This is a genomic window from Parajatrophihabitans canadensis (assembly GCF_053764775.1).
This window is the reverse complement of the sequence record NZ_CM132445.1, coordinates 3,105,286-3,129,986: the sequence shown is the minus strand read 5'-3', so window position 1 is coordinate 3,129,986 and position 24,701 is coordinate 3,105,286. Positions and strand designations below refer to the sequence as shown.

Here is a 24,701-nt window from a genome sequence, read left to right as displayed (position 1 = left end):
TCTCGGTGATGATGCACCGATGTCAGGTGCTGCGACAGTGGTTGTGGCGAACTGGCGTCACGCCGTTCCGGACGCCGTGCTCTCGAGTGGCGACGTTGCTTCAAGATTTCGGTCGACCGGTCGGATGCGGTCGCGCCAGATCCCGACGCTGAGACCGGCAAGGACCACGAGCATGCCCAGCCAGACTGGCAGCGCCGGTATGCCCGCGCCCAGCCCGATACCGGCAACGGCCGCCGAGATCGGCGCGATGCCCGTGAGCAGTCCGGCAGTTCCAGCACCCAGCGCCCGGACGGCCGAGTACCACAAGACGAATGCAGCGGCCGTGACCACGACCGCCAAGTGAAGCATCGCCAGCCACTGTCCCGGCGTCAGAGCGGCAGCTGCTGCCGGACCCTCGATCGGCAGGGCGAACGCGGCGAGAATGGCGGCCGCGATCCACACCGCGTGCAATGAAACGCCCATCGCTCCCAGCCGGGGGAGCACGGGGACCGCCAACAACGTGAAGCCGGCCTCGCAGGCCAGGGCCAAGGCCGCCCACCAGATTCCGCTGGCATCGGTCCGCCCGGTGCCGACCACCAGGACGCCGCCGCCGGTGACGACCGCCGCCGCGATGATCGCCGTGGGCGTCGGGGTTCGCCGTTCCGCGATCGGGCCGATTACCGCGAGCAATACGGGTACGCAGGCAACGGCAACGGCGATCACTGCCGGTTCGGCGTGCGCAACGCCTCTGACGATGGCGACGTTGAAGACGACCAGCCCGCTTACCGCAACGCCCACCAACCAGAGCCAGTCAGATCCGCGTGGGCGCGGCACGACAACGCCGCTCATGCTGATCATGGCCAAGAGAAGTCCGAAGGCCACCGCATAGCGAATGGCCTGAGCCGTCAACAGCGGCGCGCCGACCAACCTCGAGGACACCGACACGCTCGTACCCACGAAGACCATGCCGAGCGCGCCAGAGCAAACGCTGCGCAGTTGGGAAGCCATACCCTAACGATCACCGCGCATTGGCACTATCGACAGATCCAAGGTGATCCTGTTTCATAGGGCCAATGACTGGCGCCGACTTTCTGCAACTCGATGCTGAGTCGGCTCCTCCCGGCCAGCTCGCACGCTGGCTGGCCGATGAACTCCGAGCTGCGATTGCCGACGGCCGTCTCGCCGTCGGTGCTCGGCTGCCCTCGACCCGCGACCTCGCCAGCGACCTCAGAGTGTCTCGCGGCGTCGTCACCGAGGCCTATCAGCGGCTGGTGGACGACGGAAGAGTGGTCGGGCGCCGAGGCGCCGGCACCGTTGTGGTGTCCACGCCGACGACGCCAGCTTCGCCGCAACGAACAGTCGGGCCGCTCCCGGGGCCGAGCAAGGGCCGCGAAATTGCGGAGCGTCTGCATCCCGTTGGACCGACTGTCGAGATCGACCTGTCTCCTGGCGTCCCCGATTTGGCGGCGTTTCCTCGGATGGCCTGGTTGAAGGCGGAACGAAGCGTGCTCGATCACGCAACCAATCGGCATTTCGGCTACCCGAGCCCGCAAGGTGCCGTGGAGCTGCGAGAAGCGCTGGCCAGGTGGCTTGGCCGAGTCCGTGGGATTGCGGTCCCGGCTGAATCCATCATCATCGTCGCCGGCGTCGCCCAAGCCCTCGCTCTCGTGACGAGCACCTTAGCCGCAGGTGGGGTCAGATCGGTGGCGGTGGAAGATCCGGGATCGCTGGGCGCGCGACACGAATTGCAGTTCTGGGGCATGCGCACGCCACCGGTACGGGTGGACGAGGAGGGTTTGGTGGTATCGGACCTACTGGCAGCCGACGCGCAGGCTGTTCTGGCGACGCCTGCTCACGAATTCCCCACGGGCGTCGTGCTGTCGCCTAACCGCCGCCGCGAGTTACTGGCCTGGAGCGTGGCCGGTGGCTTGATAATCGAAGACGATTACGACTCCGAACACCGCTACGACCGTCCGCCGGTTCAGGCGCTGGCGGGATTGGCGCCAGAGCAGGTGATCTACCTGGGCAGCATCTCGAAGATCTTGGCTCCGGCGATGCGGATCGGCTGGATCGTCGCGCCACCCAGATACTTCGAGAACATCGTGGAATGGAAACGCAATACGGATCTGGGCAATCCCGTCCTGCCTCAGCTGGCCTTGGCGGCCATGATGCGATCGGGGGCTCTTGAAGCACATCTGCGCGCCGTCCGGCGTCGCCACCGTCAGCGTCGGGATGCGATGGCCTCCGCGCTGGCCGAGCACCTGCCGCAGGCTCGCGTGCACGGTATCGCCGCCGGATTGCACCTCATGGTTACCTTTGCCGAGGGCATTGACGATGCTGCCATTGCCGAAGCGGCCCTGGCACGTGGGGTGCGGGTGCAGCCGCTGTCGTGGCACAGACAGCTTCCCGGCCCGCCAGGGCTCGTCCTCGGCTACGCTGCCTCGGCGCCAGACGCGATTCGGACCGGGATCAAGCGGTTGGCCCGACTTCTCGGTCGATGGTGACCGGGTAGCGGTTGGTCGCTAGTGGGTGCGACTGGTTGTGCCTGCGAGAACAACCTGTTTGGACGAGGTCGGGTTGCCGTCGGCCTGCTGTCGCGTGACGGTAAAGGTGGGATAGCTGCTGGGCGGCACACCGGCCCACAAAGTCACGTCATTGGCCTGGTTGAACGTGCCGACCGGCACCAACGCACCTTCGCCGTTCTTGAGCCAAGCCTCATAGTAGCGACCGTTGTCCAACCGAGGAAGGCCTGTTGCTTGCAGATGAATCTGCCAACCGCTCGTGGTCTGGGTGAGGTTGACCGTTCCCGAGGCGTTCGGTGCAAGCTCGGTGCCGGTCAGCGCTGCCGCGAATTGCATCGGCTTCGAATCGTGTCCCGTCGTGCCGATCGCAATGCCTGCGGCGAGCACAAGGGCCGCTGCGACGCCGAGAACCGTATAGAGAATCCGGCGTGATCGTCGCCGACCGCTGAGCTCATCCGCCACGAGCACGGTCGATGGCAACGGTTCTGAAACTGAGATAACCGGTGAAGTCTCTGCCGAATCAGCTTCGGCAGCTGCACGTTCTGCCGTGATCGCCGAGACGATGTGCTCTTGTAGACCGGCTGGCGGTTCGGCCCAGCTAGCAGGGTCGGCGAGCAATCCGCCTAGTTCATCGAGCTCGGCTCGCTCGTCAGCAGGCAGCGAGACGGTGTCATCGCCGGCAAGGTAGGCGCCGCGCTCCTCGTTACCCATCGGACTGCCCCTTCCTGCGTGCCGCTGCCCTTGCGCCGTCTCCAGTATCCATATCCCGACCGTGGTGCTCAGCGGCGATGGCGGGATCGTCGTCGCCGGCCCGGAGGTGGCCCAACAGACCGACCAATCGGCGATGGGCACGGAAGGTCCGGGACTTGACGGTTCCGACTGGTATCGACAGACGCTCAGCAATCTCGCTGTGTGTGAGTTCTTGATAATGCTGCATCCGGATCAGTTCGCGGTCTTGATCGGGAAGCTTCTCGAGCGCCTTCCTTACTTCCCAGACGTCCGAGATCTGTTCCGCCGAGGGTGGTGGGCTGACCAAGGCGTTCTCGACCGACTCGATGCCGTCAAGGTTTCGATGGCGACGCTCATGACGGAAGACGTCTATCGCTGCTCGGCGAGCGATGGTCGCCAACCACGGTCCCAGTTCTCGGCTGGGATCGTAACTGCTTGCCGCCCGCCACGCCTGGATGAACGTCTGCTGGGTCGCGTCCTCGGCAAGGGCGACGTCGCCCAGCACTTTATAGGCGACTGAATAAACCAGCCGTCCATAAGTCTGGTAGACAACGCGGATTGTGTCCGGGTCGCCGTCGGCGAACCGGGACGCCAGTTCGGCATCGTCCATCACCACCATCAGCACGCTAGCCCCCTTTGACTCCGAGAGCACCGGTCGATGTCGCGGTGGATGTCATAGCGGTCGATGTCGTACCGGTCGATGTCATACCGGTCGATGTCGTACCGGCCGCCGGGTGTGGCCCGCTGCATGGTCCCCATGCTGTGGATACGGATCTGCACCCCGTATCGGTTCCCTACCAAGAAATTTCACCTGGCTGGGAACCGTCGACGAAGGGGGATGCGTATCACTCCCGACAGTTGAGTCATGCCACGCAGCGACGCCCAGCGTCACCGAACGGCCGCACAGGAGGGTATTCCATTGTCGAGCAACCCGGATCGGAAATTGCGCACCCCGTTCGCAGACGCGGTACTAGGTCTGCGAGCAGCAGCGGCCAGTGCTGAGGAGATCGTTTCCTTTCATGCGCTGCCGTGGTCGCAGGGCCGCAGCCTGGCCGATGCGGGTGAGCTCGGTGACAAGTACCGGCGGCTGTTCGGTGAGGCGTACCTGCAGACAGATGTGACGTATGCGGGCGGCGCGTTGGACTCCTACTTCTGGCCGAGCGCAAGCCTTGATCTCGCACAACAGCTGGCCGCGGACGCCTTCGGCGCGAACCAAACGTTCTTCGTCACCGCGGGCACCACACTGGCCAACCAGGTCGCCTTCGACGCATTGGCCGGACGCGGTCGGCGGATCTTGGTCGATCGCACCGCCCATCAGTCAATTCACGTGGCGGTCGCTCAGTCCCCGGCGACGATCGACTACGCGCCAGCGTCGGAAAGGCCGCAGTCTCCGGGACAACAACCGCTGCTCGATGTGCCGCGGTTGCTGCGGATGGTCACGGACGCGGCCGAAATCGGTCAGCCTTACGACACGATCGTGCTCGCCGGCTCGTCCTACGATGGCGTGCTGTACAACCTATACCGCATCATGACCGAGTGCCTGGCCACTTCACCGGGAACCTCCTTCATCGTCGACGAGGCCTGGTCGGCGATAAACAGGTTCCACCCGGTACTGCGGTCGCTGACCGCCCTCGACGCCGCGGCCCGAATCTCGGCGGCGGGTGGCGCGCCCGCCGTCCTGGTCACGCAGTCAGCCCACAAGTCGATGAGCGCTGCGCGACAGGGTTCCTATTTACACGTCTTCGGCGATTCTGAGCTCATCGGGCGAGTGGCGGCGACGCTCTACGGACGACACACGACCTCGCCGAGTGTGCCGATCCTGGCCTCGCTCGACCTGGCCCGGGCTCACGCCCAAGCAGACGGTGAGCGGCTGATCCAGCGCGCCTTCGATCTCGCCGCACAAGTACACGAAGCGATCGACACCGACGGCGAATTATCGGGGTACCGCACCTCGCGCAATCCGATAACAGACCTCGCGCACCGCAGGTATTTTTCCGCTGATCCCACGAAAGTTCTGATCGACGTGTCTGGCCTCGGCTTGACCGGTGAGCAAGTGCGGCTGCGGCTGTTTCACGACTACGGCGTGTATGTATCCCGAACTCTGCCGCACGGCTTTCTGCTGAACCTGCACATTGGGATTACCGCTAGCGACGTACAACGTCTACTCGACGCACTGCGTTCACTGGCTCGGCGCGCGCTCGGGCACGTCGTCGGTCGTGAGCTGGCCGGCGGTCTGGGTGCCGGGCCAGGCTCGGACGGAATCGTCAATCAGCTGCTCATCGCGTATCCGCCAGGTGTTCCGCTGGCGGTGCCGGGCGACCGATGGACCGACCGGCTTCGTCAACAGGTAGCGGCGAGCCGCAGGAGCGGGGCCGATGTCTACGTTCTGTCCGTCGGTGCCTCTCGCCTTGCGCTGGAGGCCCGCGAAGAAGTCTCGTGACCACAAGCGGTATGCGATCACAACGCCTCGACCGCAGATTCCAGCTGGCGTAGCGTGCAGCCGGGAACAGCGGAGCTGAGGGGAAACTTCATGGCCTTGCGAGTCGGCGTCATAGGTGTCGGTTGGGGATCGTTGGTGCACGTTCCAGCTTTTCGGGCGGTTCCGGAGTTCGAAGTGGTCGCCCTCTGCGGACGACGGCAGTCCTCGGTCGAGGCGGCCGCGGGCCGTCTCGGAATCGCGGATTTCGGCACGGACTGGGAGTCCTTCGTCAAGCGATCGGACCTGGACGTGATCTCGATCAGCGCGCCGGTGGGTATGCACCGGACGATGCTGCTCGCTTCCCTCGCCGCAGGCAAACACACCTTGTGCGAGAAGCCGCTCGCGCTGGATGGCAAGCAAGGCTGGGAGATGGTCCAAGCCGCTGAGGGCTCGGGTCTGGTGACCGGAGTGTGCTTCGAGAACCGATTCAGCCCACAACGGCTGGCGTTGTGGGATTTCGTCTCCGGTGGCGGTCTCGGCCAACCCTATTTCGCGTCGGTCTTGCGTACAGCGCCGTACTGGCACCCGAGTCGTGGCGAACAGTCTGAGTGGATGTACCGCATCGATGAGGGCGGCGGCTACCTCAATGGGATGGCCTCGCATGAGCTGGACTACCTGCAAACCCTGCTCGGTCGCGCGATAGCCGTCGCCGCCGACGTTCGCACCGTCGTCAAGGAGCGTCCGCGCGAGGAGGGTCAACCGCTGCAGGTCGATGCTGATGACACCTCGGCACTGCTGCTGCGGATGGAATCCGGCGCGCTGGCGACGGTCTCGACCTCGGTTGTCGGGATTCACGCCAACAGCTCGGCATTCGAGCTCCTCGGCAGTGACGACACCGTGCGCGCCGAACGGGATGCCAGCGGTGACTCGGTGTTCGTTCACGGCGGCCCCGCCGACGAGGGTGTCCGGCCGCTGGAAATTCCGGATCGTCCGCTTCGTAGCGGAACTCAGTGGCCGGCCGGAAGGATGTCTTCGGGGTCCAGGCACGCCATGGCAGTCATGCTCGAGGAATGGCTACCCGCCTTCGACGGAAAGCCCTCCAGAGTTCCGACCGTTCGCGACGGCTGGTCCGTGCAGCGGCTCATCGATGCCGCTCGGGACTCCTCAGCCGGCGCAGGGTGGGTCGATCTCCCAGAAAGTGGATCCTGAGCCCCACAACTAGCCCGTCTGCGAAAGGAAGATTCACTGATGATCGATCCAATTGAGCTCAGCATCGACGTGACGGAGCAGGCCGGCCTCGGAATGCCCGCGCACACGACGGCGACGGTGTTTCTGCCCGATGAGGAATTGCTCAGTGAGCCTCCGATCGTGTGCTTTGCGTTTCCGGGTGGGGGCTACAGCCGCCGGTACTACTCCTTCGATATGCCCGACAGCGAAGGCGGCGGCGAGGCCGGTTGGCACCGAGACCGCGGCTGGATCGTGGTGACGTGCGACCATCTGGGCTTCGGCGATGCAACTGCCCCAGAGGGCAATGTCCTTGACTTCGACAACGTCGCTCTTGGGAACAAGGCGACTGTCGAGGCAGTGCTGGAAAAGCTCGAACAGGGCACCCTGCACCCGGGCTATCCCGCGATCCGCAATCCAACCAAGCTCGCGCTCGGCCAGTCGATGGGCGGCTGTTTCACCATCGTCCTGCAGGGTCAACACCAGACCTTCGACGGTATAGCCGCATTGGGTTTCAGTGGCATCCACACGGTGGTTCCGACCCGTCCCGGTGCGCCGGCCGCGGTATGGCCCTGGATGCTCCGCAGCGCTGGCCTCGACAATCCGAAGATCTTGAACGAGGCTGCCCTTGCGGCGGCGGCAGGCCCCACGCTTGGTGGTCAGGAATCTCTCGGTGACGCTGCCTCGGTCGGCGAGCATCCGTTCGCCTGGTCATTTCACTACGACGACGAACCAGCCGACATCGTCGCGCTCGACATGGCCGCAAGCGCCGGAACGCACGAGGGACCGTTGCCGAGCTGGCGATCGCCGGGCACACCGACCTGCGGAATTCTGATGGTCGCGCCTGGCGCGGTCGCGACGGAAGCGGCAGCGATCTCCGTTCCCGTCCTCGTCGCGGTCGGCGAGCGCGATGTCGTGCCCAACCCCTGGATGGAGCCGTTCGCCTTCAAGAGCTCGACCGACATCTCGGTTTTCGTCTGCCCGCGAATGGGTCACATGCACAACTTCGCGCACACCCGACACCTCTTCTGGGAGCGAATTCATTCGTGGGGGACAGGAGTCGCGCAGCTTCGCACGGCTCGCCAGCTGGCCGCCGCAGCGGAGCAGACCTCATGACGGCCGATCTGAGCGACGCCGAACAGAGCGCGGCCGAAGCGGTGCTCGCGGGGCTGCGCCCCTTTCCCGTGGCAATCACGACTGTTTCACAAGGTCGCGCGAATGGACTGATCTCGCTGTCAGCCGGTTCGGCGAGCGTGCTGCGCGAGGCGCCACGTGTTCAGATAAGCCTCGCCAAGCGAAACTTCACTCATGACCTGGTGAAGGATTCAGGTGTGTTCGTCATGCACCTACTTGCCGACGGCGACCCGGGCAGCGAGGTTTTGGCGAAGTCGCTTGCCATCATCATGGGCCTGGGCGGAAGCTCCGGACGCGACGGCGACAAGATCGCGCAGTTCGGCACCAAACCAGGTGTTACCGATTCGCCGGTCTTGCTGGACGCACTCAGCTACGTCGAGGCTCGGGTCATCGCTCAGCTCGACCTGGAGGAGAGCACGCTCTTCATCGGCGATATCGTCGCCGCGGAGCGGCTGCAACGAGCGCCGAGACTGAACATCGGAAACGCCTGGAAGGCCTTGCCGGTCGAATGGACGCAGAACTACGACCGTAATCTGATTCATGAGTACAACGCCGCCCGGCAGCGGCGTGGACTGCCTGAGCAACCGGAACCGGAATAAGTCGAGGAGTGGCCACGTGAAGGTCGGAATTATTGGCGCAGGCCAGATCGGCGGAACGCTCACGCGTCGATTGACCGCGCTAGGTCATACCGTTCGAGTTTCGAATTCACGCGACCCACAGACCCTGGCTGAACTGGCCGCTGAAACTGGCGCCACAGCAGTCTGGGCGGCTGACGCGGCCGAAGATGCTGACTTGGTAATCGTCAGCATCCCGCAGAAGAACGTTCCTGATCTTGCGCCGGGCATCGTCAGCGGCGCGAAGTCTGGCGCACCGGTCATCGAGACCAACAATTACTACCCCAAACAGCGCGACGGGCTCATTGCAGGTATCGAGAATGGCAGCCCGGAAAGTGTCTGGGTCGCCGAGCAACTGGGTGTGCCGGTACTGAAAGTGTTCAACGGAATCTGGTGGAAACGACTTCTCGAGGGCGGCAGACCGCGAGGTGCGGACGGCCGAATCGCCCTGCCCATCGCGGGTGCGGACGGTGCGGGCAAAAAGTTGGTCTTCGACCTCATCGATGAGTTGGGCTTCGACCCGGTTGACGGCGGCAGTCTTGAAGAATCCTGGCGCCAGCAACCGGGTACGCCCGTGTATGGCAAGGACTTCGGAATCCAGGACACGATCCAAGCGTTGGCAGAAGCATCGCCTGTCCGCACCGAAGAATTCCGCGCCTGAGATCGGTCAGTAACCGTAGCCGCCACCCGATGACGCCGAGGACGACGCCGGGGCTGCGGGTGCGGGTGCGGAAGCCGGCGGTGCGATCGCGGCGGCGGTGATGGCGGCTCCGCTGCTGTTTACCTCCCACCACTTCGCTCCGAAGGCGCTGCTGCCTTGGCCGTTGGCGTCTCCGGCGGCCTTGTCGCCGACGAAGTAATACAAGGGGTGTCCGGCGTAAGCGAGCTGGCTGCTTCCGTCGGTGCGCTTGATAACCGTCAGATCGGTGGCGGTGACGCCACTACCCGCGGTGGGGGTACCGGAAGCGGGCACCGGCGGCCATCCCATGGCACACGCACCGGAACAAGTCGACGCGGCACCGGTATCGGCTACCCAGAGGTACAGCGTCCGTCCACTGGCATCGGTGAGATGACCGTTGGTCACCATGATCGATCCGGCCTGAGCCGCGGCTGCGGGGGCGCTGGCCGCGGTTGACCCCGCTGCGGCAGGGGTCGTGACCGTCGGGTTGTCGCCGCCCCCGCTGCTACTGCAGGCCGTTGCGAGAATCCCTAGAGCTGCCAGGGGTAAACCGTACTTAGCAAGTCGAGTTCCGCGGGCTGCGGATGAGACCTTCATGGGTTGCTCCGTTTCAAGTTCGGGCCGGATGTTCGCGATTTCGCGTCGGCCCCTTCCTTGATTACTACGCACCTAACGCCCGGTCGGTTCACCCATCAGCTGGTATCGGGCGGCGGGAGCCCCAGTTGCGTGCGGATCGTTCGCACCTGCTGTTCGACCTGTGTGTCGGCTGTTGAGAGCTTCGGCTTGTACCCATGAAGGACCTGCAAGCTGGTTGAAGTGGCCGCCCGCATGCTCAGCTCGGCGCGCGCTTCGTTCACCTGAACCAGCGCGCGCGCCGTTGTAGCGATCTGATCTGGTAGCGATATTTCCAGCAACTGGCGATCGAAGTCGCGTTCTATGCTTGCCACACTGCGGAGATCGGCCTGCGCCGCCTGCAGATCGCCGTCGTCGCGGTCGGAAAGGGCATCGAAAGCGGTATCCAGTTTGGCGTTCGCCGGCGTGGCAATCGCCAGATACTGTTTGCCGAGATCATGTTGCGAACCTTCGGCCCCGGTCGATGGACTTGCGGGCATCGATGAGCTGCCGACCATCGCGCGCTGCGGCGACCCCGTGCATCCAATCAACAGCAGCGCGCTGCCGACGAGAAGGCTCCGACAGCCAATCCGGCGAGTGCGAACGATTCGACTAGGCATCCTCAGCCCCGCTACGAAGGCTCGGCTGGGTGAATGGCTCAGCCCACTGCCGGACAAAGGTCCGCGTGAGCCCACGTTTGCCGTCGTTTTGCTCGATGGGAACCGGGCGCCCGGCCAACCCGGTCTCGCTGATCAACCGGTCACCTTCGGGGTAGATGGCCCGACCGGTCAACGAATCCCAGATCGTGAAAACCACTCCGAGGTTGATGTCTAGGCGACCGCACGCGCGGTGGTGGATGCGATGGTAGGCCGGACTGACCAGAATTCGACCGGCCAGACCGTAGCTCCAGTCGACGTTGGCGTGCGGCAGCGTGCCCAGGCAGGCATACACCGTGGTGAGCGTTGTCGGAGTAGCAGCGTTCGATGTAAGCACGAAGCCTGGTACCACGCTCAGCACGAAGCTCAGGTGCACCAGCGGATGCGCGCGGAATGTCGTCAGCACGCCGAGCTCTTCCTGCGAGTGGTGGACTGCGTGCATGCGCCAGAACGGATTGATCTTGTGGTTGATCAGGTGCACCAGCCAATCCGTCCCGTCGATGGCAAGCAATCCGATCACGATCATTCCCGCGCGCGGCATCAGGGAAAGCCTGGGCAGCACTAGCCATTCCGCGTGGCGCTGAAGAAGGGTGGCGAAACCGGCCCCCAGCAATGTGACCAAGGGCATGACTACCAGCGCGTAGGCAACGAAATAACCGAAGTCCAGCTGGGGCCCACGCGCGCGGAAAGCTCGTCGCTGAGCGGGCCGCAGGTGCTCTATCGCCAGAACGACCGTGACGAAGCCAAGCACGATCGGTCCGGCATTGCGCAGTTGCCCGGCACGGATGACCGCGATCGAGTCGTAGGCGCTCAGCGCGGACCAGCCGTACCACGCCAGCCACGCTGTCAGTGCAGCCAGGGCGAGGGACGGCAGGTAGACCGAACGCACGGCGGCAGCGCGAAGCTCGGCAGGTGCATCCGTGTCCACCATGCCTACTGGTACGTGTGGCTGCGCAATCTGGTTCAGTCAGCGGAGGATGCCGGTATGGCCAAGGGAGTACCGTCCCGGCTGCGGCCAGACGCAGAGCCCGTGCGGCCCCGCTCCGACCGGGATCTGCTTGATGACATGGCCATCGTCGGTGCTGATCGCGTAAACGACGCCGTTGTAGCGGCCGGACACCCAGAAGATCTTGCCGTCGGCCGAGATGTTGCCCATGTCCGGGCTACCGCCACCGGGTATCGACCATTTCGCTACCACGCTCCGCGAAGCGAGGTCCAGCACGCTGATCGTGCCTTCACCCCGATTGGTGATGAACATTCGCGTTGCAGTGCGATCGATGTACAACCCGTGGGTGCCCTGACCGGTCGGAATGAAACCGAGGACACCGAGGCCCGCGCCATCAATCTCATAGACTCCGTTGGCCATCATGTCCGCAACGTAAAAGATCTTGCCGTCCGGGGACAGCTTCACGTCCTGTGGCATTCCGTCAGAGCGTTGTGGCAGGGCGATGAAACGGATCAACGCATGGCTTGCGACATCGATCACGGCGACGCGGTCAGCAAATTCGCAACTTGCCAGCATGGTACGGCCGTCTGCGGAGAAGTCGATGTGGTCGATGCCGTCACAGGTGGGTAGCAACTGCGAATCGAGCAATTGCCAGGTGTGGGGATCGTAATAGTCGAGACGCTTGAAGTATTCGGCGACGACGATGCCGTACTTTCCATCAGGTGTGAAGTAGAGGTTGTACGGGTCTATGACCGGATAGTGGCCGACCGGTTTGCCGGTCTTCGGATCGACAGCGGTCAGTCCGTTGCCCGGCGAGATGTCCGCGGTCACGTAGAGGGTCTTCAAGTCATAGGAAGGCACTACGTGCTGCGGCTCGTTACCCGCCGGAAAGCTGTCGATCACGGCCATGGTCTGCTGATCGATCACACTAACGGTGCCGCTGTTCGAGTTTGGCACGTAGACCAAAGCGCGATCTTGTATCACGGTTGCGCTCAGATCGTTCGCCGCGTCGGCTGCGTAGACATTGTTGGCGACGAGTGGCGCCGGCATCCCCGGCAACAAATTCGGCATTGAACCTGTCAGTGCCGGCGACGATGACAATACAGGCGATGACAACAGAGGCGATGACAACAAAGGCGATGACTGCGCGACCGGGCTTATGTCGGGGGTGGCTGAGGTCTGGACCTTGACCGAGTTCGTGACGCGAGATGAAGCAGTGTCGCTGCACGCCGACACTGCGAGAACGGCGGCGAGAGCAATTGCCACGATCGCGACTGTCGATGACAACCGGGCGTGACCGCGCAGGTGCTGAGGAATCATGGACGCAACAATCTGCTCGCTGTGACGGTGGTGAGCTTGCGGCGCGCTAGGTCTTGCAGGATTGCCGGCAACGCTTCGACCGTGCCTTGGTGGCCGAGATGCAGGCTGACGATCGAACCCGCCGTGGCCGAATTCAGATTGTCGCGGATCGCGGCAGCGCCGGGATCAGTCCAGTCCAGGGAATCGACGTCGTAGGACAGGCACACCGGATAACCGGCTTCGCCCGCCAGTTGACGAATGAGCGGAGTGGAAAACTGCGTGGCTGACGGGCGGAAGTAAGCCCCTATCCGGCCCGTCACTTGCCTCAACGTCTCGCGACAGCGAATTATCTCGGCACGGGCCGCATCCGTCCCGAGCTCGGTGAGATTCTGGTGGCTCCAAGTGTGATTGCCGAGCTCGTGGCCACCGTCGACGATGGCGCGCGCGACTGTCGGATTTTGCGCCAACCAATTTCCCACCGCCATCACGGTGAATTGAGCCTCGTGGGCTTTGGCAATCTGCAGGATCTCAGTAGCCAAACCCGGATCGCCTGCGCCATGAAACGTCAGTGCGATCTCAGGACGGGTGCGGTCGCCATGACTGATCTCGTTTGCCGGACCGGGGGGAGCCGTACTGCGTGCTCGCGCCGAGCTCGCTGGTTTCTTCGCGCCGCTGGGGGCGTTGCTGGTCGTCGTTTCGCCAGCGGTCGTCGCACTTGTCGAGGATGGGACGGAAGGTGTTGCACTGCCTTGCAGGGCCACGCGGTGGGCAGCTCTCGCGCAGCCTGTCAGGACTCCTGCCACGGCGGCGATGAGCATCGTCCGGCGGTTGACGATGGCTGGCACGGCGCGAACCATACCGCGTAGCGGGCGGTGTTCACAGCTGTATCTAAGGCTGGGCTCCCCGCCTTAGATCGTTGCGGGAATCCGCGGGGCCAGGTGGGCTAGCCGATTCCGCAGCAGTACCCGTCCCCGATAGATACGTGACTGAACCGTCCCGAGCTTTATCCCCAAGGTCGCCGCGATCTCTGCGTATGTCAGCTGCTCGAGGTCGCAGAGCACGACTGCGGTACGAAAGTCGATGGGGAGTTCGGCAAGGGCTTGGGAAATCTCTGAGTCCAGGTTGCTTCGAAAGAACTCGTGCTCTGGGTCGCTGATCGGCCTCGTTTCGCCAGCATCGGATCTCAACTCATCGAATCGAATTCGCTGGCGCCGTCGCACCATGTCCAGAAATAGATTCGTCGTGATTCGATGCAGCCACCCTTCGAATGAGCCCGGTTCGTAACGGTCGAGCGACCGGAAGACTCGCACGAAGGTGTCCTGAGTCAGATCCTCAGCATCCACTCGGTTTCCCGACAGCCGAAGGGCGAGGCGATACACCCGGTCTGCATGGGTACGCACGATCTCGTCCCAGCTCAGCGCGGGACCGATCACGACCTCCGGTGGCGCAAACGACCCAGCGGCGCCCGGCACGTCCGGCTGGGCAGTATTGGCGCTCACGAGCCTCTCCTACGATGACTGACAATCGGGTCTCGGTTGAGACCTATCTTGTGTTGTCATACTGAAAATTCGACCCAATGGTTCATCCAAAGCCAATTCCAGCGTGGCGCACGTCCCACTTGTCGGATTTACGGCCCCCCATCCTCCGAATCGTGTAACAGTCGGCACCGTATGAATGCCGGGTGTTACACAATTCGGGCTCTATAATGACACCCGGTGCCTAAGGGGATGAGGTGGCGATGGCGCGCGTCAGAGCAGCGCTCGATGTGCCGATGAAGCCAGGGCGTCCCCGATCGACGTCTCACGCCGACCTCGAAAGCGTTGCATTCGAGTTGTTCGCCGAGCGCGGGTTCGACCAAGTGAGCGTTGATGACATCACCGCGGCCGCCGGCATCGGGCGGCGAACCTTTTTCCGCTACTACGCTTCCAAGAACGACGTCGTGTGGGGTGAATTCACCCGCGAACTCGATCGGATGCGGGACTGGTTTGCCGGCGCATCGACCGAGTTGCCGCTGATGGAGGCAGTGCGCCAGGCCGTCGTCGAGTTCAACCGGGTGCCTGAGCAACACGTCGCTCGGCACCGGGAACGGATGTCGCTGATCCTGGGCGTACCCACATTGCTCGCGCACTCGACGCTACGTTTCGTGCAATGGCGCGACGTCATCGCCGAGTTTTCCGCGCGCCGGATGGGCTGTTCGCCGGCTGATCTGATACCGGTCGCGATCGGTCAATGCGCGCTCGGCTCCGCCCTCGCAGCGTATGAGATCTGGCTTCGCGACGAGGGCTCAGACCTGCTGGCGTTGCTGGATCGCGCCGTATTCGAGCTTTCGACCGGCTTCGCAGGCAGCGCCCCGTGACGGAGGGGCGAAGGGTCGCCGTTCTCACCGGGGCTGCCCGGGGTATCGGCGCTGCGACAGCGGAACTGTTCGCACGTGACGGGTGGGATCTGGTGCTCGGCGACGTCGGCAAGGCTGATGCAGTTGCCGGCCTGACCTATCCGCTCGCCGACGCCGATGACCTGGCACGGGTTGCCGAGCGTTGTCGAGCTCTCGGCGCTCAGGTACAGCATCAGACATGCGATGTTCGCGATGAAGTCGATGTCGCGGGCCTGGTTGCCTTGGCCGGTGACAGGCTGCGCGCGGCGGTGGCCGTGGCGGGCATCATCGGGGCGGATGGCCCGGCCTGGACGCAGACGGCTGCTGATTTCGATCGCGACCTGTCGGTGAATCTCTTCGGTGTGGTCAACCTGGCGCGCGCCGCCGTGCCGGCCCTGCTCAAAGCCGAGGGTCCGGGTGACGGCCGCTTCGTTGCCGTGGTCTCGTCGGCGGCTACCCGTGGCCTGCCCTTGCTGGCGTCCTACGTCACCGCCAAACACGCCGCACTCGGGTTCATCCGGTCGCTCGCCGCGGACTTGGCGCCGACCGGAGTCACTGCCAACGCCGTCCTGCCAGGGAGTACCCGTACTGCTCTGCTGGATCGCACGGCCAAAGCGTATGCACTGGACTCCGCTGAAGCCTTTGTCGCCAATCAGCGCATCGGTCGGTTGATCGAGCCAGCAGAAGTCGCGGCGGCCGTGCTCTGGCTCTGCTCGGACGCTGCCTCGGCCGTAACCGGTACCGCACTTGGTGTCGATGGGAATTTCACGGGATGACCGGCCCACGGCTGCTTGGTGGCGGCCGGCTAGCAACCCCGCAAGAGACGTCCGATCTCACTGTGGTGATCCCGGCCCGCAGCCGAGTGGAGCCGCTACTCGATTTGTTCGAGGCGATTCCCGAGGACGTCGCCGTGATTGTGGTCGACGACGGCTCGGCGGTAGCGCTCGAGGGCCAGCTACCGCATCGGGCAAAGCTGACTGTCGTCCGCCACGACGTACCGCGGGGGCCGGCGCGGGCTCGCAACGTGGGGGCAGCGCTGGCGCGCACCAGCTGGGTCGCCTTTGTAGACGCAGACATCTCGGCTGCGGGGCCTTGGCTCGCCGCCCTCCAGTCTCACCTCGAGCCGGGCATCATCGCGATCGCACCTCGAGTGCGTAGTGCAGCGGCGTTCGGACCGGCCGGTTCGCTCGGTATGGCAGCTTTGCTGCAACGCCACGCCAGCGGCTTCGACCTTGGTCGAGTCGGTGGTGACGTACAGGCCGCCGGCCAGCTGACCTTCTTACCGAGCGCAGCTTTCATCGTGCAAAGGCAGGCTTTCGAGGTGGTCGGTGGCTTCTGCGAAGACCTGAACGTCGGCGAGGACGTCGACCTCGTGTGGCGTCTGCTGGCGTTCGGACGGGTGCGGTACGAACCGAGTGTCGTCGTATGTCATGCGAGTGTGCCGTCGCTGGCCGCCGTGCTGCGTCGACGCTACGACTACGGCACCGGCGCTGCCCTTCTGGACCAACGTCATCGCGGTTTGCTGCGGCACGCTGACGTATCGATCTTCTCGCTGGTGCCATGGCTGCTGGGAATCAGTGGCCACGTCCGGCTCGCTGCAGCAACTGTTCTCGCCACCCTGCTGGCTGCTGCCGTGCCCGCGGCGCCGGAGCGCACCGCACCACCCGCGGCGGTGGCGTTTCGGTATGCTGCACATGGTCAATTGACCGCAGGCAGGGCTCTCGGCAGCTGGCTGGTCAGGCCGATGTGGCCGCTTACGCTGGTGGTCTGCCTGTTGCTGCGCAAACAGCGCCCCTTCATCGCCGGAGCCGTCGCGATCGGCCTCGCTGAACGAATTCGCCGGGCGCAACCCGAGGACGATGGCGTCTCAGCCTCCACGGTCGGTCGGTTCGTCGCTGTTGGTGAAGGCGCTGGGGCGCTGCTTGCGACTGTTGTCGATGATCTGGCTTACTCGCTGGGCGTATGGCATGGCTGCCTTCGGTCTGGGCGGTGGGCACCGCTGCTACCACGCGTGCGCGACTTGCCCTATCAACGCACGAGACGACAACGAACGAGACGGCAACGAACGAGTCGGCAAGGAACGAGATGGCAACGAAAGACGGGGCAACCGTGTCCTCAGTAGCCTTGAGCCCGTTGGCTGATGCGACCTGGCCTGCGGTCGAACGAAGTGAGCGACGGGTACTGGTCCTTTCGGTAGGTTCGCTCGAACAGCACGGCCCGCATCTGCCACTGGACACCGATGCCTTTCTGGCGCGGACGGTTGCCGAACGCGTGCACCGGAGCAGGCCGTCTGCCGGCCTTGCCCCGACCATCCCTTTCGGCGCCAGCGGCGAGCATGCTGATTTTCCAGGAACCTTGTCGATCGGCACCTCGGTACTGAGTGACACGATCGTCGAACTGGTCAGAGATGCATCCAGATTCTGGGCTGCCACCCTGCTCATCAACGGGCACGGTGGCAATCTCGCGGCGATCGACCGGGCGCGATCGATCTGTCAGTACGAGGGTCGGACGTTCGCCGCCTACCATTTGGGGTTGCGCTCCATGGATGGACACGCTGGACGCGCCGAAACGTCAATGATGCTGCATCTGGCGCCGGAACGGGTCAACTTGAGTGCGCTCGAGGTCGGCAATGACACGCCCGTCGCCAAGTTGATGCCAGAGCTACGAGTGCAAGGCGTGCGGCCGGTGAGCCCCAACGGCATTCTCGGCGACCCGACGGATGCCCACCCCGCAGAGGGCCAACAGCTGATCGCGGCGCTGACCGCCGCTGCGCTGGCGGAATTCGATCAACTCGCCGACCGCGCCAACTGAGATCGCTGGCCGAGGAGCAGTCAGGCCGTGGCGTGGGCGGCGGTTTCGATGATCCTATCGACGGCCTTCGGCTGAGAAATCATCGCAAGATGCGAGGTCTTCACTTCGACGATGTGTGAATGCGCGCGGTGAGCCATGCTCAGCTGTGCCGCAGCGGGGATCACCCGATCGATCGTGCCGACCTCATACCACGAAGGAATGGTCTTCCAGGCAGGCTCGGTTGATCCCTCGGTGAGCGCGCCGAACGTGATCGGCCGTTGCGTGGCGGCAAGGATGGCTCCCTCTTTGGCCGGCAAGTCGTTGGCGAACGCGGACGGGAAGAGACTCGGTAACACGTACAAATCCGTCGTGGGTGTGGGCGGCAACGCGCTTGGGACGAAGCTGAAAACCTTCGTCGGGTCTGGATTCGCGAGCGCCGAGTTCGCGCTCGCGAGGGTGAGGACATTTTCGTTCACGTCGGGGGCGAACGCGTCGATGTAGACCAATGCCTTCACGTTCGGATTGCCGGTCGCCGCATCCGTCACGACAGCTCCACCGTAGGAATGGCCGACGAGCACGATCGGTCCGGTAATGGCCGCGAGGTAGGACCGAAGGTAGGCCGTGTCCGTTGCCAGGCCGCGTAGCGGGGTCGGGAAGGCATCGACGGTGTAACCATTGTGCTGCAGTTTGCCTACGACGTCGGACCAACTGGAACTGTCAGCCCATGCGCCGTGAACCAGTACCACCGTCGGCTTTGGTGACCGCGGTTTGTGCTTCGTCGAGGCGGCCGCCGTGGTGGCGTTCACGGTAACGAGAATCAGCGCGCCGGCTAGCAGCGCCAGTGCGATGCGCTGCCAGCTGCCGGTGTTCGATCTGCGATGCAACATTGCTGGTTTCCTTCCGTTGGTAACGGTTTCACCTTGCGAGGATGGTTGTTCCGGCACGGCCAGCGACGACGTCGCGGGCTCCGGCAAGTGCCCCGATGTTTGCCGGACGGCCAGTTCGATTGACGAATCTGATGCAAGCTTCGACCTTGGGCCCCATCGACCCGGCCGGAAAAGTCAGTTCTCGCAGTTCGGCGACGGTCGCCGCCTCGATCGGAGACTGCCTCGGCGTGCCGAAGTCGCGGCTGACGGCTTCAACATCGGTGAGGACGACCAGCCGGTCGGCGTCGCATTCGATGGCGAGCATTGCCGCAGCGAAGTCCTTGTCGACGACTGCTTCCACCCCGTGTAGGCCAGCGGCGTCGCGAATCACCGGGACGCCACCGCCGCCCGCACAGATGACCAGGACCCCATGCTCGATCAGCTTGGCAATCGTGGACATCTCGATGAATGAGCGCGGTTCCGGAGACGCGACCAGCCGACGCCAGCCGAGCTCGTCGACGCCCATGAGCCATCCGCGTTCGGCTTTAAGCTGCTCTGCGAGATCCTGAGAATATCCGGGCCCAATCAGTTCCGTCGGCACCTGAAAGGTTGCGTCGTACGGGTCGACGACAGCCTGGGTCAATACGACGGCGATGGGCGCGGTAACACCGGCGTTTGCGAGCTCCTGAGCCAGCCAGTAGCCGATCATGCCCTGAGTCTGGGCGCCGAGCGTGTCAAGCGGGAACGGGTACGCCAGGTCGGTGTCTGCCGCACTCTCGGCAGCCAACATTCCGACCTGAGGTCCATTTCCGTAGCACAACACCAGGTGGTGCTCACGCGCCAGCGGTGCGATTGCAAGTGCTGCGGCCCGCACATGGTGTTGTTGTATCGAGGCTTCTCCTCGATCGCTGTGGTGAAGCAGTGCGTTGCCACCTAGCGCTATGACAATCCGCATGGCTGCCCTGCCCGGCTATGCTGGCTGTACGGCGGGGCCATCGGTGAGGACACGCTGGCGAAGCACGTTCGGCCAACAAATATCGAGGTAAAACAACGTTCGTCCTGCAAGGTGCGGGTAGCTGCTCACCGTGACTCCTCGTCAGATAGTCAGATGTTCGCCCTCCTGACAGAAACTATAGAGATGAAAAGCAAAGGGGGACAGGTATGCCGGCCTGGATCTGTGTTACCTGCGGTGTACAGCAAGCTGATACCGACGACCCGCCGGCCCAGTGCCCGATCTGCGAGGACGAGCGGCAATACGTCGGCTGGCAGGGACAGCGGTGGACGACCATGGCCGAGCTCGCAACTGAACATGCCACGACGCTCCGTGAAGAGGAGCCGGACCTGATCGGTATCGGCGTCGAGCCGGCGGTCGCGATCGGGCAGCGCGCGTTACTCATTCGTACCGCGCAAGGCAATGTCCTGTGGGACTGCGTCCCCCTTTTGGACGACACGGCCCGCATCGAGATCGCCGAACTCGGAGGCGTCGATGCGATTTGCATGTCTCACCCGCACTTCTACGCGGCGCACGTCGAGTTCGCCGACGCCTTTGATGCGCGCATCCTCATACCCCGTGCCGACCGGAGTTGGATTCAGCGCCCATCGGAGCGGATCGAACTCTTTGACGAGGAGGTGCAACCGGTTCCCGGAGTCACCCTCGCTCGCATCGGCGGACACTTCGACGGGGCGGCGGTTCTGCATTGGCCGGGCGGTGCTGGGGGCCGCGGCGTCCTGCTGACGGGCGACACCATCACCGTCGTGCAAGATCGTGCCTGGGTGAGTTTCATGTGGAGCTACCCGAACCTCATTCCGCTGGACGAGACAACGATTCTCGATATTGCGGGGCGGGTGGAGCGGTTTAGCTTTGAACGCATCTACGGAGGTTGGTGGGGTCGGGTCGTAGTGAGCGACGGCGCGGCCGCGATTCGGCGATCGGCTGAGCGCTACGTGGCTCGCCTGCACGGTGAACGTCCTGCCGGATAGCGGTCGCCGGGCCGGCAGGGGCCTTCACGTAGATTCAATGTCTATCCAGCTGGTGGACTTCGGACTAGCCTTTCAGTATGCCAACGAAGATCACGGTCATCTACGACAACCCGACCGATCCGGCGGCGTTCGAGACGGGCTATGCAGGACAGGTCGAGCTCGCCAAGAAGCTCCCCGGATTGCAGCGCATCGAGACCTCGAAGGTCTGGCCGAAGGAAGATGGCACGCCAACTCCGGCCTACCGTCTGATTGACCTGTATTTTGCCGACTACGATGCTGCGAGCACCGCCGTGACGACGCCGGAAGCGGGCGCACTCTTTCCCAGCATCTTCGGGCTCGCCACCGGCGGCGTCCGAATCGTCTTTGCAGATATTGAGGAATCCTGACCCACGCACACCGAATCGTGTAACACCGGGCACCGTAGCGATGCCGAGCGTTACACGATCCGGGGTTTGGTCATGTCGATGACGATCTTGCCGATGACCTCTCGATTCTGAACGGCTTGCATCGCGGCGACGACGTCATCGAGTGCGAATCGCTGGTGAATATGCGGCCGGAGGCGACCCGCCACGAAGTGTTCATAAAGTTCGTCCTGGTCGCGACGAGCGTTCTCCGAATCGTGTTCGGCGAAGGTTCGCATTTCAAAGCCCTTGATCGTGACGCCTTTGAGCAGCACGAGGTTCATCGGAATGCGAGGGATCTCGGCCGAAGCGAATCCGATGCACACGTAGCGGCTGCCCCATCGCGACGCACGGATTGCCTCTTCGGCGTATGGACCGCCGACTGGATCGATCACGACGTCGGCACCCCCTGCGGTTATCTCCTTGATCCGCTCCTTGAGGTTCTCCTTGGAATAGTTGATCACGGCATCTGCGCCTCGCGCAGTGCAAACTGCCAGCTTTGCCTCGCTGGAGGCGGCGGCGACAACCCGCGCGCCAAGCAGTTTCGCAATGTCGACGGCCGCGACGCCGACACCGCCGCCAGCGCCGAGTACGACCACCCAGTCACCTGGTTTGACCTGGGCGACTGTGCGTAACGAGTCGTAGGCCGTCAGATAGGTCACTTTGAAGGCAGCGGCTTCCGCCAGGTCGGTGCCCTCGGGCAGCTTCCACAGACCCCCGGCCGGAACGACGACTTGTTCGGCGAAGGCGCCGACTGCCACCGATCCGTAGACGAGGTCACCGACCTCGACCTTGGTCACGCCCTCGCCGACCTCACGAACTCGGCCGGCGAATTCCGAGCCGGGCACCATTGGCATCGGCCACGAGACCTGATAACCGCCGCTCATGATGAGCAGATCCGGAAAGTTCACCGCCGCAGATACCACGTCAACGACGACTTCGCCCTTGCCGCTCTGGAGATCTGCCACCTCTTCGACCACAAGGTCCTCTGGCGGGCCATACTTTCTGGCGATGGCGGCGCGCATCAAGAACCAGCCGGCCCGACGTCGTACTTCGTCGAGGCCGCGAGATCTGCGGCGTTTCGCATGAGTTCGAGAATGAGTGGTCCGAAACCTTCGAGAGTCGGATTTCCGTTCGCCCGCTGGTATCCCTGCTCCAGCACGATGGCGAGCTTCCACCGAGCAAGCACCATGTAGTAGTCGAAGTCATCGACCTGGCGACCCGAGGATTTGGCGAAGTACTCGAGAAGCTCGGACCGTCCAGGCATCCCCTTCGGGTCTACGTAACCGACCGAACCCGAATCGACACTGGTGTCTTCCGGCCAGCCTTGCAGGGCCCACGCGAGGTCCAGCTTCGGATCACCGATGGTGCCCATCTCCCAATCGACGATGGCGGCAAGTTTGGCCGGGGCGCCGTGCTGAAACATCACGTTGGCGTACTGGTAATCGCCGTGCATGATGCCGGGGACGAAGTCGATGGGCCGGTGACTGGCAAGCCAGCTGGTGGCCTCTTCGAGTCCGGGAATCTCGCGAGCCTTGATCCGGTCATAGAATCGCATCCACCGCTCGACCTGACGGTCGTGAAAGCCTTCCGGGCGTCCAAGATCCTGCAGTCCCTTGCCCTGCCAGTCGACGGCGCCCATCCGGGCCACACCCTCAACCAACTCGAACGCTAGACCGGGACGCACCGACAGGTCGGTGTCGAACGGAGCCGGCCAGCCCTTGCGGCCTGTGGGAGACCAGCCATCGACGAATCCCATTATGTAAAAGGGGCGTCCGAGTACGCTGGCGTCGGGGCAGACCGCGATCGCTTGAGTATGCGGCACGTTCGTGCCGTCGAGGGCCTCGATGATCCGCCATTCGCGCAGGATCCCGTCATCACGAGGCGCGGGTGCCTCCTGCGGTGGCTTGCGGATCGCGCCGTGCAGTTCGCCCCGGCGAATTTCGAAGATGTCGTTCTGGCTGCCACCGGAAACGTAGCGCTGCTCGATCGGCTCGCCCTTGCCGGGCAGGTCTTGGGTATCAAGCCAGCGGCCCAAGGATTCGGCGTCGACAGTGGGGTCTGCCGATGCGGTGCTCTGTTCGCTCATGATTGACCTCCCGCAATGGTCCCGTTCTTGAGCGCCTTCTCGGCTGCCGCCCTGCGAGTCGGGATATGTTCGGTGGGCCACATTCCCGGCGCCGGGCGGTATTCACGAAGTAGTTGGCGCGCCACGGTCGTCACGTGGACCTCGGTCGGACCGTCAGCCAAGGCAAGCATCATGCCGCCCGCATACATCCGGGTCAGCGGGAGGTCATACGTCGTTCCGAGGGCGCCATGGATCTGAATGGCGCGGCGCGCGATGCCTTCCAGAACCTTTGGAGTCTGAACCTTGATTGCGGCGATGTCTTTGCGTACCCGGTTGTAGTCCTGGTATTTGTCGATCTGCCAAGCGACGTACATGACGAACAGCCTAAACTGCGTCAGCTCGATGTAGGACTCGGCGATCATGGCCTGCACCGCTTGCTTGTTGCCCAGCACTTCGCCTTTTGTGGTCCGCGAGAGGGCCCGCTCGGCCATCATGTCCAAAGCGCGCTGGGCGTTGCCGACCGACCGCATCGCGTGATGCACCCGACCGCCGCCCAGGCGGGTCTGGGCGACGCCAAAGGCATTGCCCTCGGCGCCGAGCATCGCTGTCAGCGGTACCCGCACATCGTGGTAACTGATCAGTGCCTCCGAGCCGTCATTCTCCGGCTCACCCAGGTGGGCGAGGTTGCGGTCGATGACGATGCCGGGCGTATCGGCTGGGACAAGGAACATCGACATGCGCTGCGTCAGAGAGGCGTCTGGATTAGTAACAGCCATGACGATGAAGAAGGTCGCCCAGCGGGCATTGGAGGAAAAGAACTTCTGCCCATTGATGACCCACTCGTCGCCATCGCGCTCGGCGCGGGTGACGAACACGGCAGGGTCGGCACCGCCCTGTGGCTCGGTCATCGAGAAACAGGAGACGATGTTGCCTTCCAGCAGCGGTTCGAGGTATGCGGCCTTCTGCTCGGGCGTCCCGTAATGAGCGATGATCTCGGCGTTACCAGTGTCTGGCGCCTGAGTGCCGAAGATCCGCGGTGCCCAAGCCGACTTGCCCAGGATCTCGTTCAGCATTGCGAGTTTGAGCTGACCGTAACCCTGCCCACCCAGCTCCGGGCCGAGGTGACACGCCCAAAGGCCTTTGTCCCGAACCTGTTGTTTGAGGGGGTCGACGACAGCGCGCTGTTCATCGGTCTGAGGCCGGTAGGTATCGTGCGGCCAGAGCAGATCGAGTTGGTATACCTTCTCCGTCACGAATGCGTTGGCCCAGTCGAGAAGTTCCTGAAATTCGGGCTCAACGGTGAAGTCCCACGACATGATGACTGCTTTCTGCAGAATATGGATGGATGGACGAGCTCGTGGCTGGTCGGACTGAAGCGGAAAACGGCAGTACGAACCAAAGGTGCAATG

General features: G+C 63.7%; 26 protein-coding genes. 12 read left to right on the top strand and 14 right to left on the bottom strand.

All coding sequences use genetic code 11. The annotated features are described in order from the left end of the window. Positions 1-57: 57 nt before the first annotated feature. Complete coding sequence (locus ACSMXN_RS15150) at positions 58-987, bottom strand: DMT family transporter (protein WP_022912950.1); 930 nt, start codon at positions 985-987, stop codon at positions 58-60. 65 nt (positions 988-1,052) lie between these two features. Here ACSMXN_RS15150 and pdxR point away from each other — a divergent pair, with 65 nt between their 5' ends. Beyond that, positions 1,053-2,483, top strand: coding sequence for a MocR-like pyridoxine biosynthesis transcription factor PdxR (gene pdxR, locus ACSMXN_RS15145; RefSeq protein ID WP_022912951.1), 1,431 nt, complete (start codon positions 1,053-1,055; stop codon positions 2,481-2,483). An 18-nt stretch (positions 2,484-2,501) separates the two neighbouring features. On the opposite strand, the gene ACSMXN_RS15140 is transcribed toward pdxR, so the two are convergent. Both ACSMXN_RS15140 and ACSMXN_RS15135 read right to left on the bottom strand, forming a co-directional pair. Continuing rightward, a complete protein-coding gene (locus ACSMXN_RS15140) occupies positions 2,502-3,212 on the bottom strand; it encodes an anti-sigma factor (protein WP_022912952.1) in 711 nt (236 codons plus the stop codon). Then, positions 3,205-3,849: a sigma-70 family RNA polymerase sigma factor gene (locus tag ACSMXN_RS15135; RefSeq protein WP_155958338.1), complete on the bottom strand. Its 645-nt coding sequence runs from the start codon at positions 3,847-3,849 to the stop codon at positions 3,205-3,207. Before ACSMXN_RS15135 ends, ACSMXN_RS15140 begins: the two co-directional genes overlap by 8 nt. Positions 3,850-4,095: 246 nt before the next feature. Here ACSMXN_RS15135 and ACSMXN_RS15130 point away from each other — a divergent pair, with 246 nt between their 5' ends. From ACSMXN_RS15130 to ACSMXN_RS15110, 5 genes are all read left to right on the top strand, one after another. Continuing rightward, complete coding sequence (locus ACSMXN_RS15130; protein WP_022912955.1) at positions 4,096-5,670, top strand: aminotransferase class I/II-fold pyridoxal phosphate-dependent enzyme; 1,575 nt, start codon at positions 4,096-4,098, stop codon at positions 5,668-5,670. A gap of 90 nt (positions 5,671-5,760) precedes the next feature. Beyond that, the gene (locus ACSMXN_RS15125; protein WP_027139359.1) at positions 5,761-6,858 is read left to right on the top strand and encodes a Gfo/Idh/MocA family protein; all 1,098 of its coding nucleotides are present in this window, start codon (positions 5,761-5,763) and stop codon (positions 6,856-6,858) included. 39 nt (positions 6,859-6,897) lie between these two features. Next, positions 6,898-7,989, top strand: coding sequence for an alpha/beta fold hydrolase (locus ACSMXN_RS15120; protein ID WP_022912957.1), 1,092 nt, complete (start codon positions 6,898-6,900; stop codon positions 7,987-7,989). Then, on the top strand, positions 7,986-8,606 hold the full coding sequence (locus ACSMXN_RS15115; protein WP_022912958.1) for a flavin reductase family protein: 621 nt from the start codon (positions 7,986-7,988) through the stop codon (positions 8,604-8,606). The genes ACSMXN_RS15120 and ACSMXN_RS15115 overlap by 4 nt, the downstream gene beginning before the upstream one ends. Beyond that, on the top strand, positions 8,548-9,282 hold the full coding sequence (locus tag ACSMXN_RS15110) for an NAD(P)-binding domain-containing protein (protein ID WP_081649058.1): 735 nt from the start codon (positions 8,548-8,550) through the stop codon (positions 9,280-9,282). The genes ACSMXN_RS15115 and ACSMXN_RS15110 overlap by 59 nt, the downstream gene beginning before the upstream one ends. A gap of 6 nt (positions 9,283-9,288) precedes the next feature. On the opposite strand, the gene ACSMXN_RS15105 is transcribed toward ACSMXN_RS15110, so the two are convergent. The 6 genes from ACSMXN_RS15105 to sigE form a co-directional block, all read right to left on the bottom strand. After that, positions 9,289-9,897 (bottom strand): hypothetical protein, encoded by a 609-nt coding sequence (locus ACSMXN_RS15105; protein WP_022912960.1) that lies wholly within the window; start codon positions 9,895-9,897, stop codon positions 9,289-9,291. Positions 9,898-9,992: 95 nt separating this feature from the next. Continuing rightward, the gene (locus ACSMXN_RS15100) at positions 9,993-10,412 is read right to left on the bottom strand and encodes a hypothetical protein (protein WP_155958330.1); all 420 of its coding nucleotides are present in this window, start codon (positions 10,410-10,412) and stop codon (positions 9,993-9,995) included. Positions 10,413-10,524: 112 nt separating this feature from the next. Next, entirely contained in the window at positions 10,525-11,499 is a 975-nt protein-coding gene (locus tag ACSMXN_RS15095) for a sterol desaturase family protein (RefSeq protein WP_022912962.1), read from the bottom strand. Between the two features lie 36 nt (positions 11,500-11,535). Further along, positions 11,536-12,834, bottom strand: coding sequence for a YncE family protein (locus tag ACSMXN_RS15090; RefSeq protein WP_022912963.1), 1,299 nt, complete (start codon positions 12,832-12,834; stop codon positions 11,536-11,538). Further along, positions 12,831-13,658: a polysaccharide deacetylase family protein gene (locus ACSMXN_RS15085; RefSeq protein WP_196811242.1), complete on the bottom strand. Its 828-nt coding sequence runs from the start codon at positions 13,656-13,658 to the stop codon at positions 12,831-12,833. Before ACSMXN_RS15085 ends, ACSMXN_RS15090 begins: the two co-directional genes overlap by 4 nt. Positions 13,659-13,721: 63 nt before the next feature. After that, the gene (gene sigE / locus ACSMXN_RS15080; RefSeq protein WP_022912965.1) at positions 13,722-14,312 is read right to left on the bottom strand and encodes an RNA polymerase sigma factor SigE; all 591 of its coding nucleotides are present in this window, start codon (positions 14,310-14,312) and stop codon (positions 13,722-13,724) included. 239 nt (positions 14,313-14,551) lie between these two features. On the opposite strand from sigE, the gene mftR reads away from it, so the two are divergent. The 4 genes from mftR to mftE are packed head-to-tail and all read left to right on the top strand — an operon-like array spanning position 14,552 to position 17,998. Then, positions 14,552-15,169 carry a mycofactocin system transcriptional regulator gene (mftR, locus tag ACSMXN_RS15075; protein WP_027139360.1) on the top strand — a complete coding sequence of 206 codons (618 nt, stop codon included), beginning with the start codon at positions 14,552-14,554 and terminating at the stop codon, positions 15,167-15,169. Then, positions 15,166-15,963, top strand: coding sequence for an SDR family oxidoreductase (locus tag ACSMXN_RS15070; protein ID WP_022912967.1), 798 nt, complete (start codon positions 15,166-15,168; stop codon positions 15,961-15,963). The genes mftR and ACSMXN_RS15070 overlap by 4 nt, the downstream gene beginning before the upstream one ends. Beyond that, positions 15,960-17,309, top strand: coding sequence for a glycosyltransferase (locus ACSMXN_RS15065; protein ID WP_022912968.1), 1,350 nt, complete (start codon positions 15,960-15,962; stop codon positions 17,307-17,309). The genes ACSMXN_RS15070 and ACSMXN_RS15065 overlap by 4 nt, the downstream gene beginning before the upstream one ends. Then, entirely contained in the window at positions 17,273-17,998 is a 726-nt protein-coding gene (gene mftE, locus ACSMXN_RS15060) for a mycofactocin biosynthesis peptidyl-dipeptidase MftE (RefSeq protein WP_022912969.1), read from the top strand. The genes ACSMXN_RS15065 and mftE overlap by 37 nt, the downstream gene beginning before the upstream one ends. A gap of 20 nt (positions 17,999-18,018) precedes the next feature. On the opposite strand, the gene ACSMXN_RS15055 is transcribed toward mftE, so the two are convergent. Continuing rightward, positions 18,019-18,864: an alpha/beta fold hydrolase gene (locus ACSMXN_RS15055; protein ID WP_022912970.1), complete on the bottom strand. Its 846-nt coding sequence runs from the start codon at positions 18,862-18,864 to the stop codon at positions 18,019-18,021. A gap of 28 nt (positions 18,865-18,892) precedes the next feature. After that, entirely contained in the window at positions 18,893-19,798 is a 906-nt protein-coding gene (locus tag ACSMXN_RS15050) for a carbamate kinase (RefSeq protein WP_022912971.1), read from the bottom strand. Between the two features lie 206 nt (positions 19,799-20,004). Between ACSMXN_RS15050 and ACSMXN_RS15045 the strand changes: the two genes are divergently transcribed. Both ACSMXN_RS15045 and ACSMXN_RS15040 read left to right on the top strand, forming a co-directional pair. Then, positions 20,005-20,823, top strand: a complete 819-nt coding sequence (locus tag ACSMXN_RS15045) for a hypothetical protein (protein ID WP_022912972.1) — start codon at positions 20,005-20,007, stop codon at positions 20,821-20,823. 77 nt (positions 20,824-20,900) lie between these two features. Further along, entirely contained in the window at positions 20,901-21,209 is a 309-nt protein-coding gene (locus ACSMXN_RS15040) for an EthD family reductase (RefSeq protein ID WP_022912973.1), read from the top strand. A gap of 50 nt (positions 21,210-21,259) precedes the next feature. Here the strand turns inward: ACSMXN_RS15040 and ACSMXN_RS15035 are convergent, their stop codons facing one another. From ACSMXN_RS15035 to ACSMXN_RS15025, 3 genes are read right to left on the bottom strand one after another with little or no spacing between them, the layout of a single operon-like run. Further along, positions 21,260-22,249: an NADPH:quinone oxidoreductase family protein gene (locus tag ACSMXN_RS15035; protein ID WP_022912974.1), complete on the bottom strand. Its 990-nt coding sequence runs from the start codon at positions 22,247-22,249 to the stop codon at positions 21,260-21,262. Then, positions 22,249-23,313, bottom strand: coding sequence for a phosphotransferase family protein (locus ACSMXN_RS15030; RefSeq protein ID WP_022912975.1), 1,065 nt, complete (start codon positions 23,311-23,313; stop codon positions 22,249-22,251). The genes ACSMXN_RS15035 and ACSMXN_RS15030 overlap by 1 nt, the downstream gene beginning before the upstream one ends. Continuing rightward, complete coding sequence (locus tag ACSMXN_RS15025) at positions 23,310-24,608, bottom strand: acyl-CoA dehydrogenase family protein (protein ID WP_022912976.1); 1,299 nt, start codon at positions 24,606-24,608, stop codon at positions 23,310-23,312. Before ACSMXN_RS15025 ends, ACSMXN_RS15030 begins: the two co-directional genes overlap by 4 nt. Positions 24,609-24,701: the final 93 nt, after the last annotated feature.

Excerpts from the sequence above, each read along its gene's own strand:
- ACSMXN_RS15095 (WP_022912962.1), bottom strand. The coding sequence starts at position 11,499 with ATGGTGGACACGGATGCACCTGCCGAGCTTCGCGCTGCCGCCGTGCGT.
- ACSMXN_RS15100 (WP_155958330.1), bottom strand. The coding sequence starts at position 10,412 with ATGCCCGCAAGTCCATCGACCGGGGCCGAAGGTTCGCAACATGATCTC.
- mftR (WP_027139360.1), top strand. The coding sequence starts at position 14,552 with ATGGCGCGCGTCAGAGCAGCGCTCGATGTGCCGATGAAGCCAGGGCGT.
- ACSMXN_RS15150 (WP_022912950.1), bottom strand. The coding sequence starts at position 987 with ATGGCTTCCCAACTGCGCAGCGTTTGCTCTGGCGCGCTCGGCATGGTC.
- ACSMXN_RS15135 (WP_155958338.1), bottom strand. The coding sequence starts at position 3,849 with ATGGTGGTGATGGACGATGCCGAACTGGCGTCCCGGTTCGCCGACGGC.
- mftE (WP_022912969.1), top strand. The coding sequence starts at position 17,273 with ATGGCAACGAAAGACGGGGCAACCGTGTCCTCAGTAGCCTTGAGCCCG.
- ACSMXN_RS15050 (WP_022912971.1), bottom strand. The coding sequence starts at position 19,798 with ATGCGGATTGTCATAGCGCTAGGTGGCAACGCACTGCTTCACCACAGC.
- ACSMXN_RS15130 (WP_022912955.1), top strand. The coding sequence starts at position 4,096 with ATGCCACGCAGCGACGCCCAGCGTCACCGAACGGCCGCACAGGAGGGT.
- ACSMXN_RS15055 (WP_022912970.1), bottom strand. The coding sequence starts at position 18,864 with ATGTTGCATCGCAGATCGAACACCGGCAGCTGGCAGCGCATCGCACTG.
- ACSMXN_RS15040 (WP_022912973.1), top strand. The coding sequence starts at position 20,901 with ATGCCAACGAAGATCACGGTCATCTACGACAACCCGACCGATCCGGCG.
- ACSMXN_RS15105 (WP_022912960.1), bottom strand. The coding sequence starts at position 9,897 with ATGAAGGTCTCATCCGCAGCCCGCGGAACTCGACTTGCTAAGTACGGT.
- ACSMXN_RS15045 (WP_022912972.1), top strand. The coding sequence starts at position 20,005 with ATGCCGGCCTGGATCTGTGTTACCTGCGGTGTACAGCAAGCTGATACC.
- pdxR (WP_022912951.1), top strand. The coding sequence starts at position 1,053 with ATGACTGGCGCCGACTTTCTGCAACTCGATGCTGAGTCGGCTCCTCCC.
- ACSMXN_RS15030 (WP_022912975.1), bottom strand. The coding sequence starts at position 23,313 with ATGAGCGAACAGAGCACCGCATCGGCAGACCCCACTGTCGACGCCGAA.
- ACSMXN_RS15125 (WP_027139359.1), top strand. The coding sequence starts at position 5,761 with ATGGCCTTGCGAGTCGGCGTCATAGGTGTCGGTTGGGGATCGTTGGTG.
- ACSMXN_RS15120 (WP_022912957.1), top strand. The coding sequence starts at position 6,898 with ATGATCGATCCAATTGAGCTCAGCATCGACGTGACGGAGCAGGCCGGC.
- ACSMXN_RS15115 (WP_022912958.1), top strand. The coding sequence starts at position 7,986 with ATGACGGCCGATCTGAGCGACGCCGAACAGAGCGCGGCCGAAGCGGTG.
- ACSMXN_RS15025 (WP_022912976.1), bottom strand. The coding sequence starts at position 24,608 with ATGTCGTGGGACTTCACCGTTGAGCCCGAATTTCAGGAACTTCTCGAC.
- ACSMXN_RS15090 (WP_022912963.1), bottom strand. The coding sequence starts at position 12,834 with ATGATTCCTCAGCACCTGCGCGGTCACGCCCGGTTGTCATCGACAGTC.
- ACSMXN_RS15140 (WP_022912952.1), bottom strand. The coding sequence starts at position 3,212 with ATGGGTAACGAGGAGCGCGGCGCCTACCTTGCCGGCGATGACACCGTC.
- ACSMXN_RS15110 (WP_081649058.1), top strand. The coding sequence starts at position 8,548 with ATGAGTACAACGCCGCCCGGCAGCGGCGTGGACTGCCTGAGCAACCGG.
- ACSMXN_RS15065 (WP_022912968.1), top strand. The coding sequence starts at position 15,960 with ATGACCGGCCCACGGCTGCTTGGTGGCGGCCGGCTAGCAACCCCGCAA.
- ACSMXN_RS15035 (WP_022912974.1), bottom strand. The coding sequence starts at position 22,249 with ATGCGCGCCGCCATCGCCAGAAAGTATGGCCCGCCAGAGGACCTTGTG.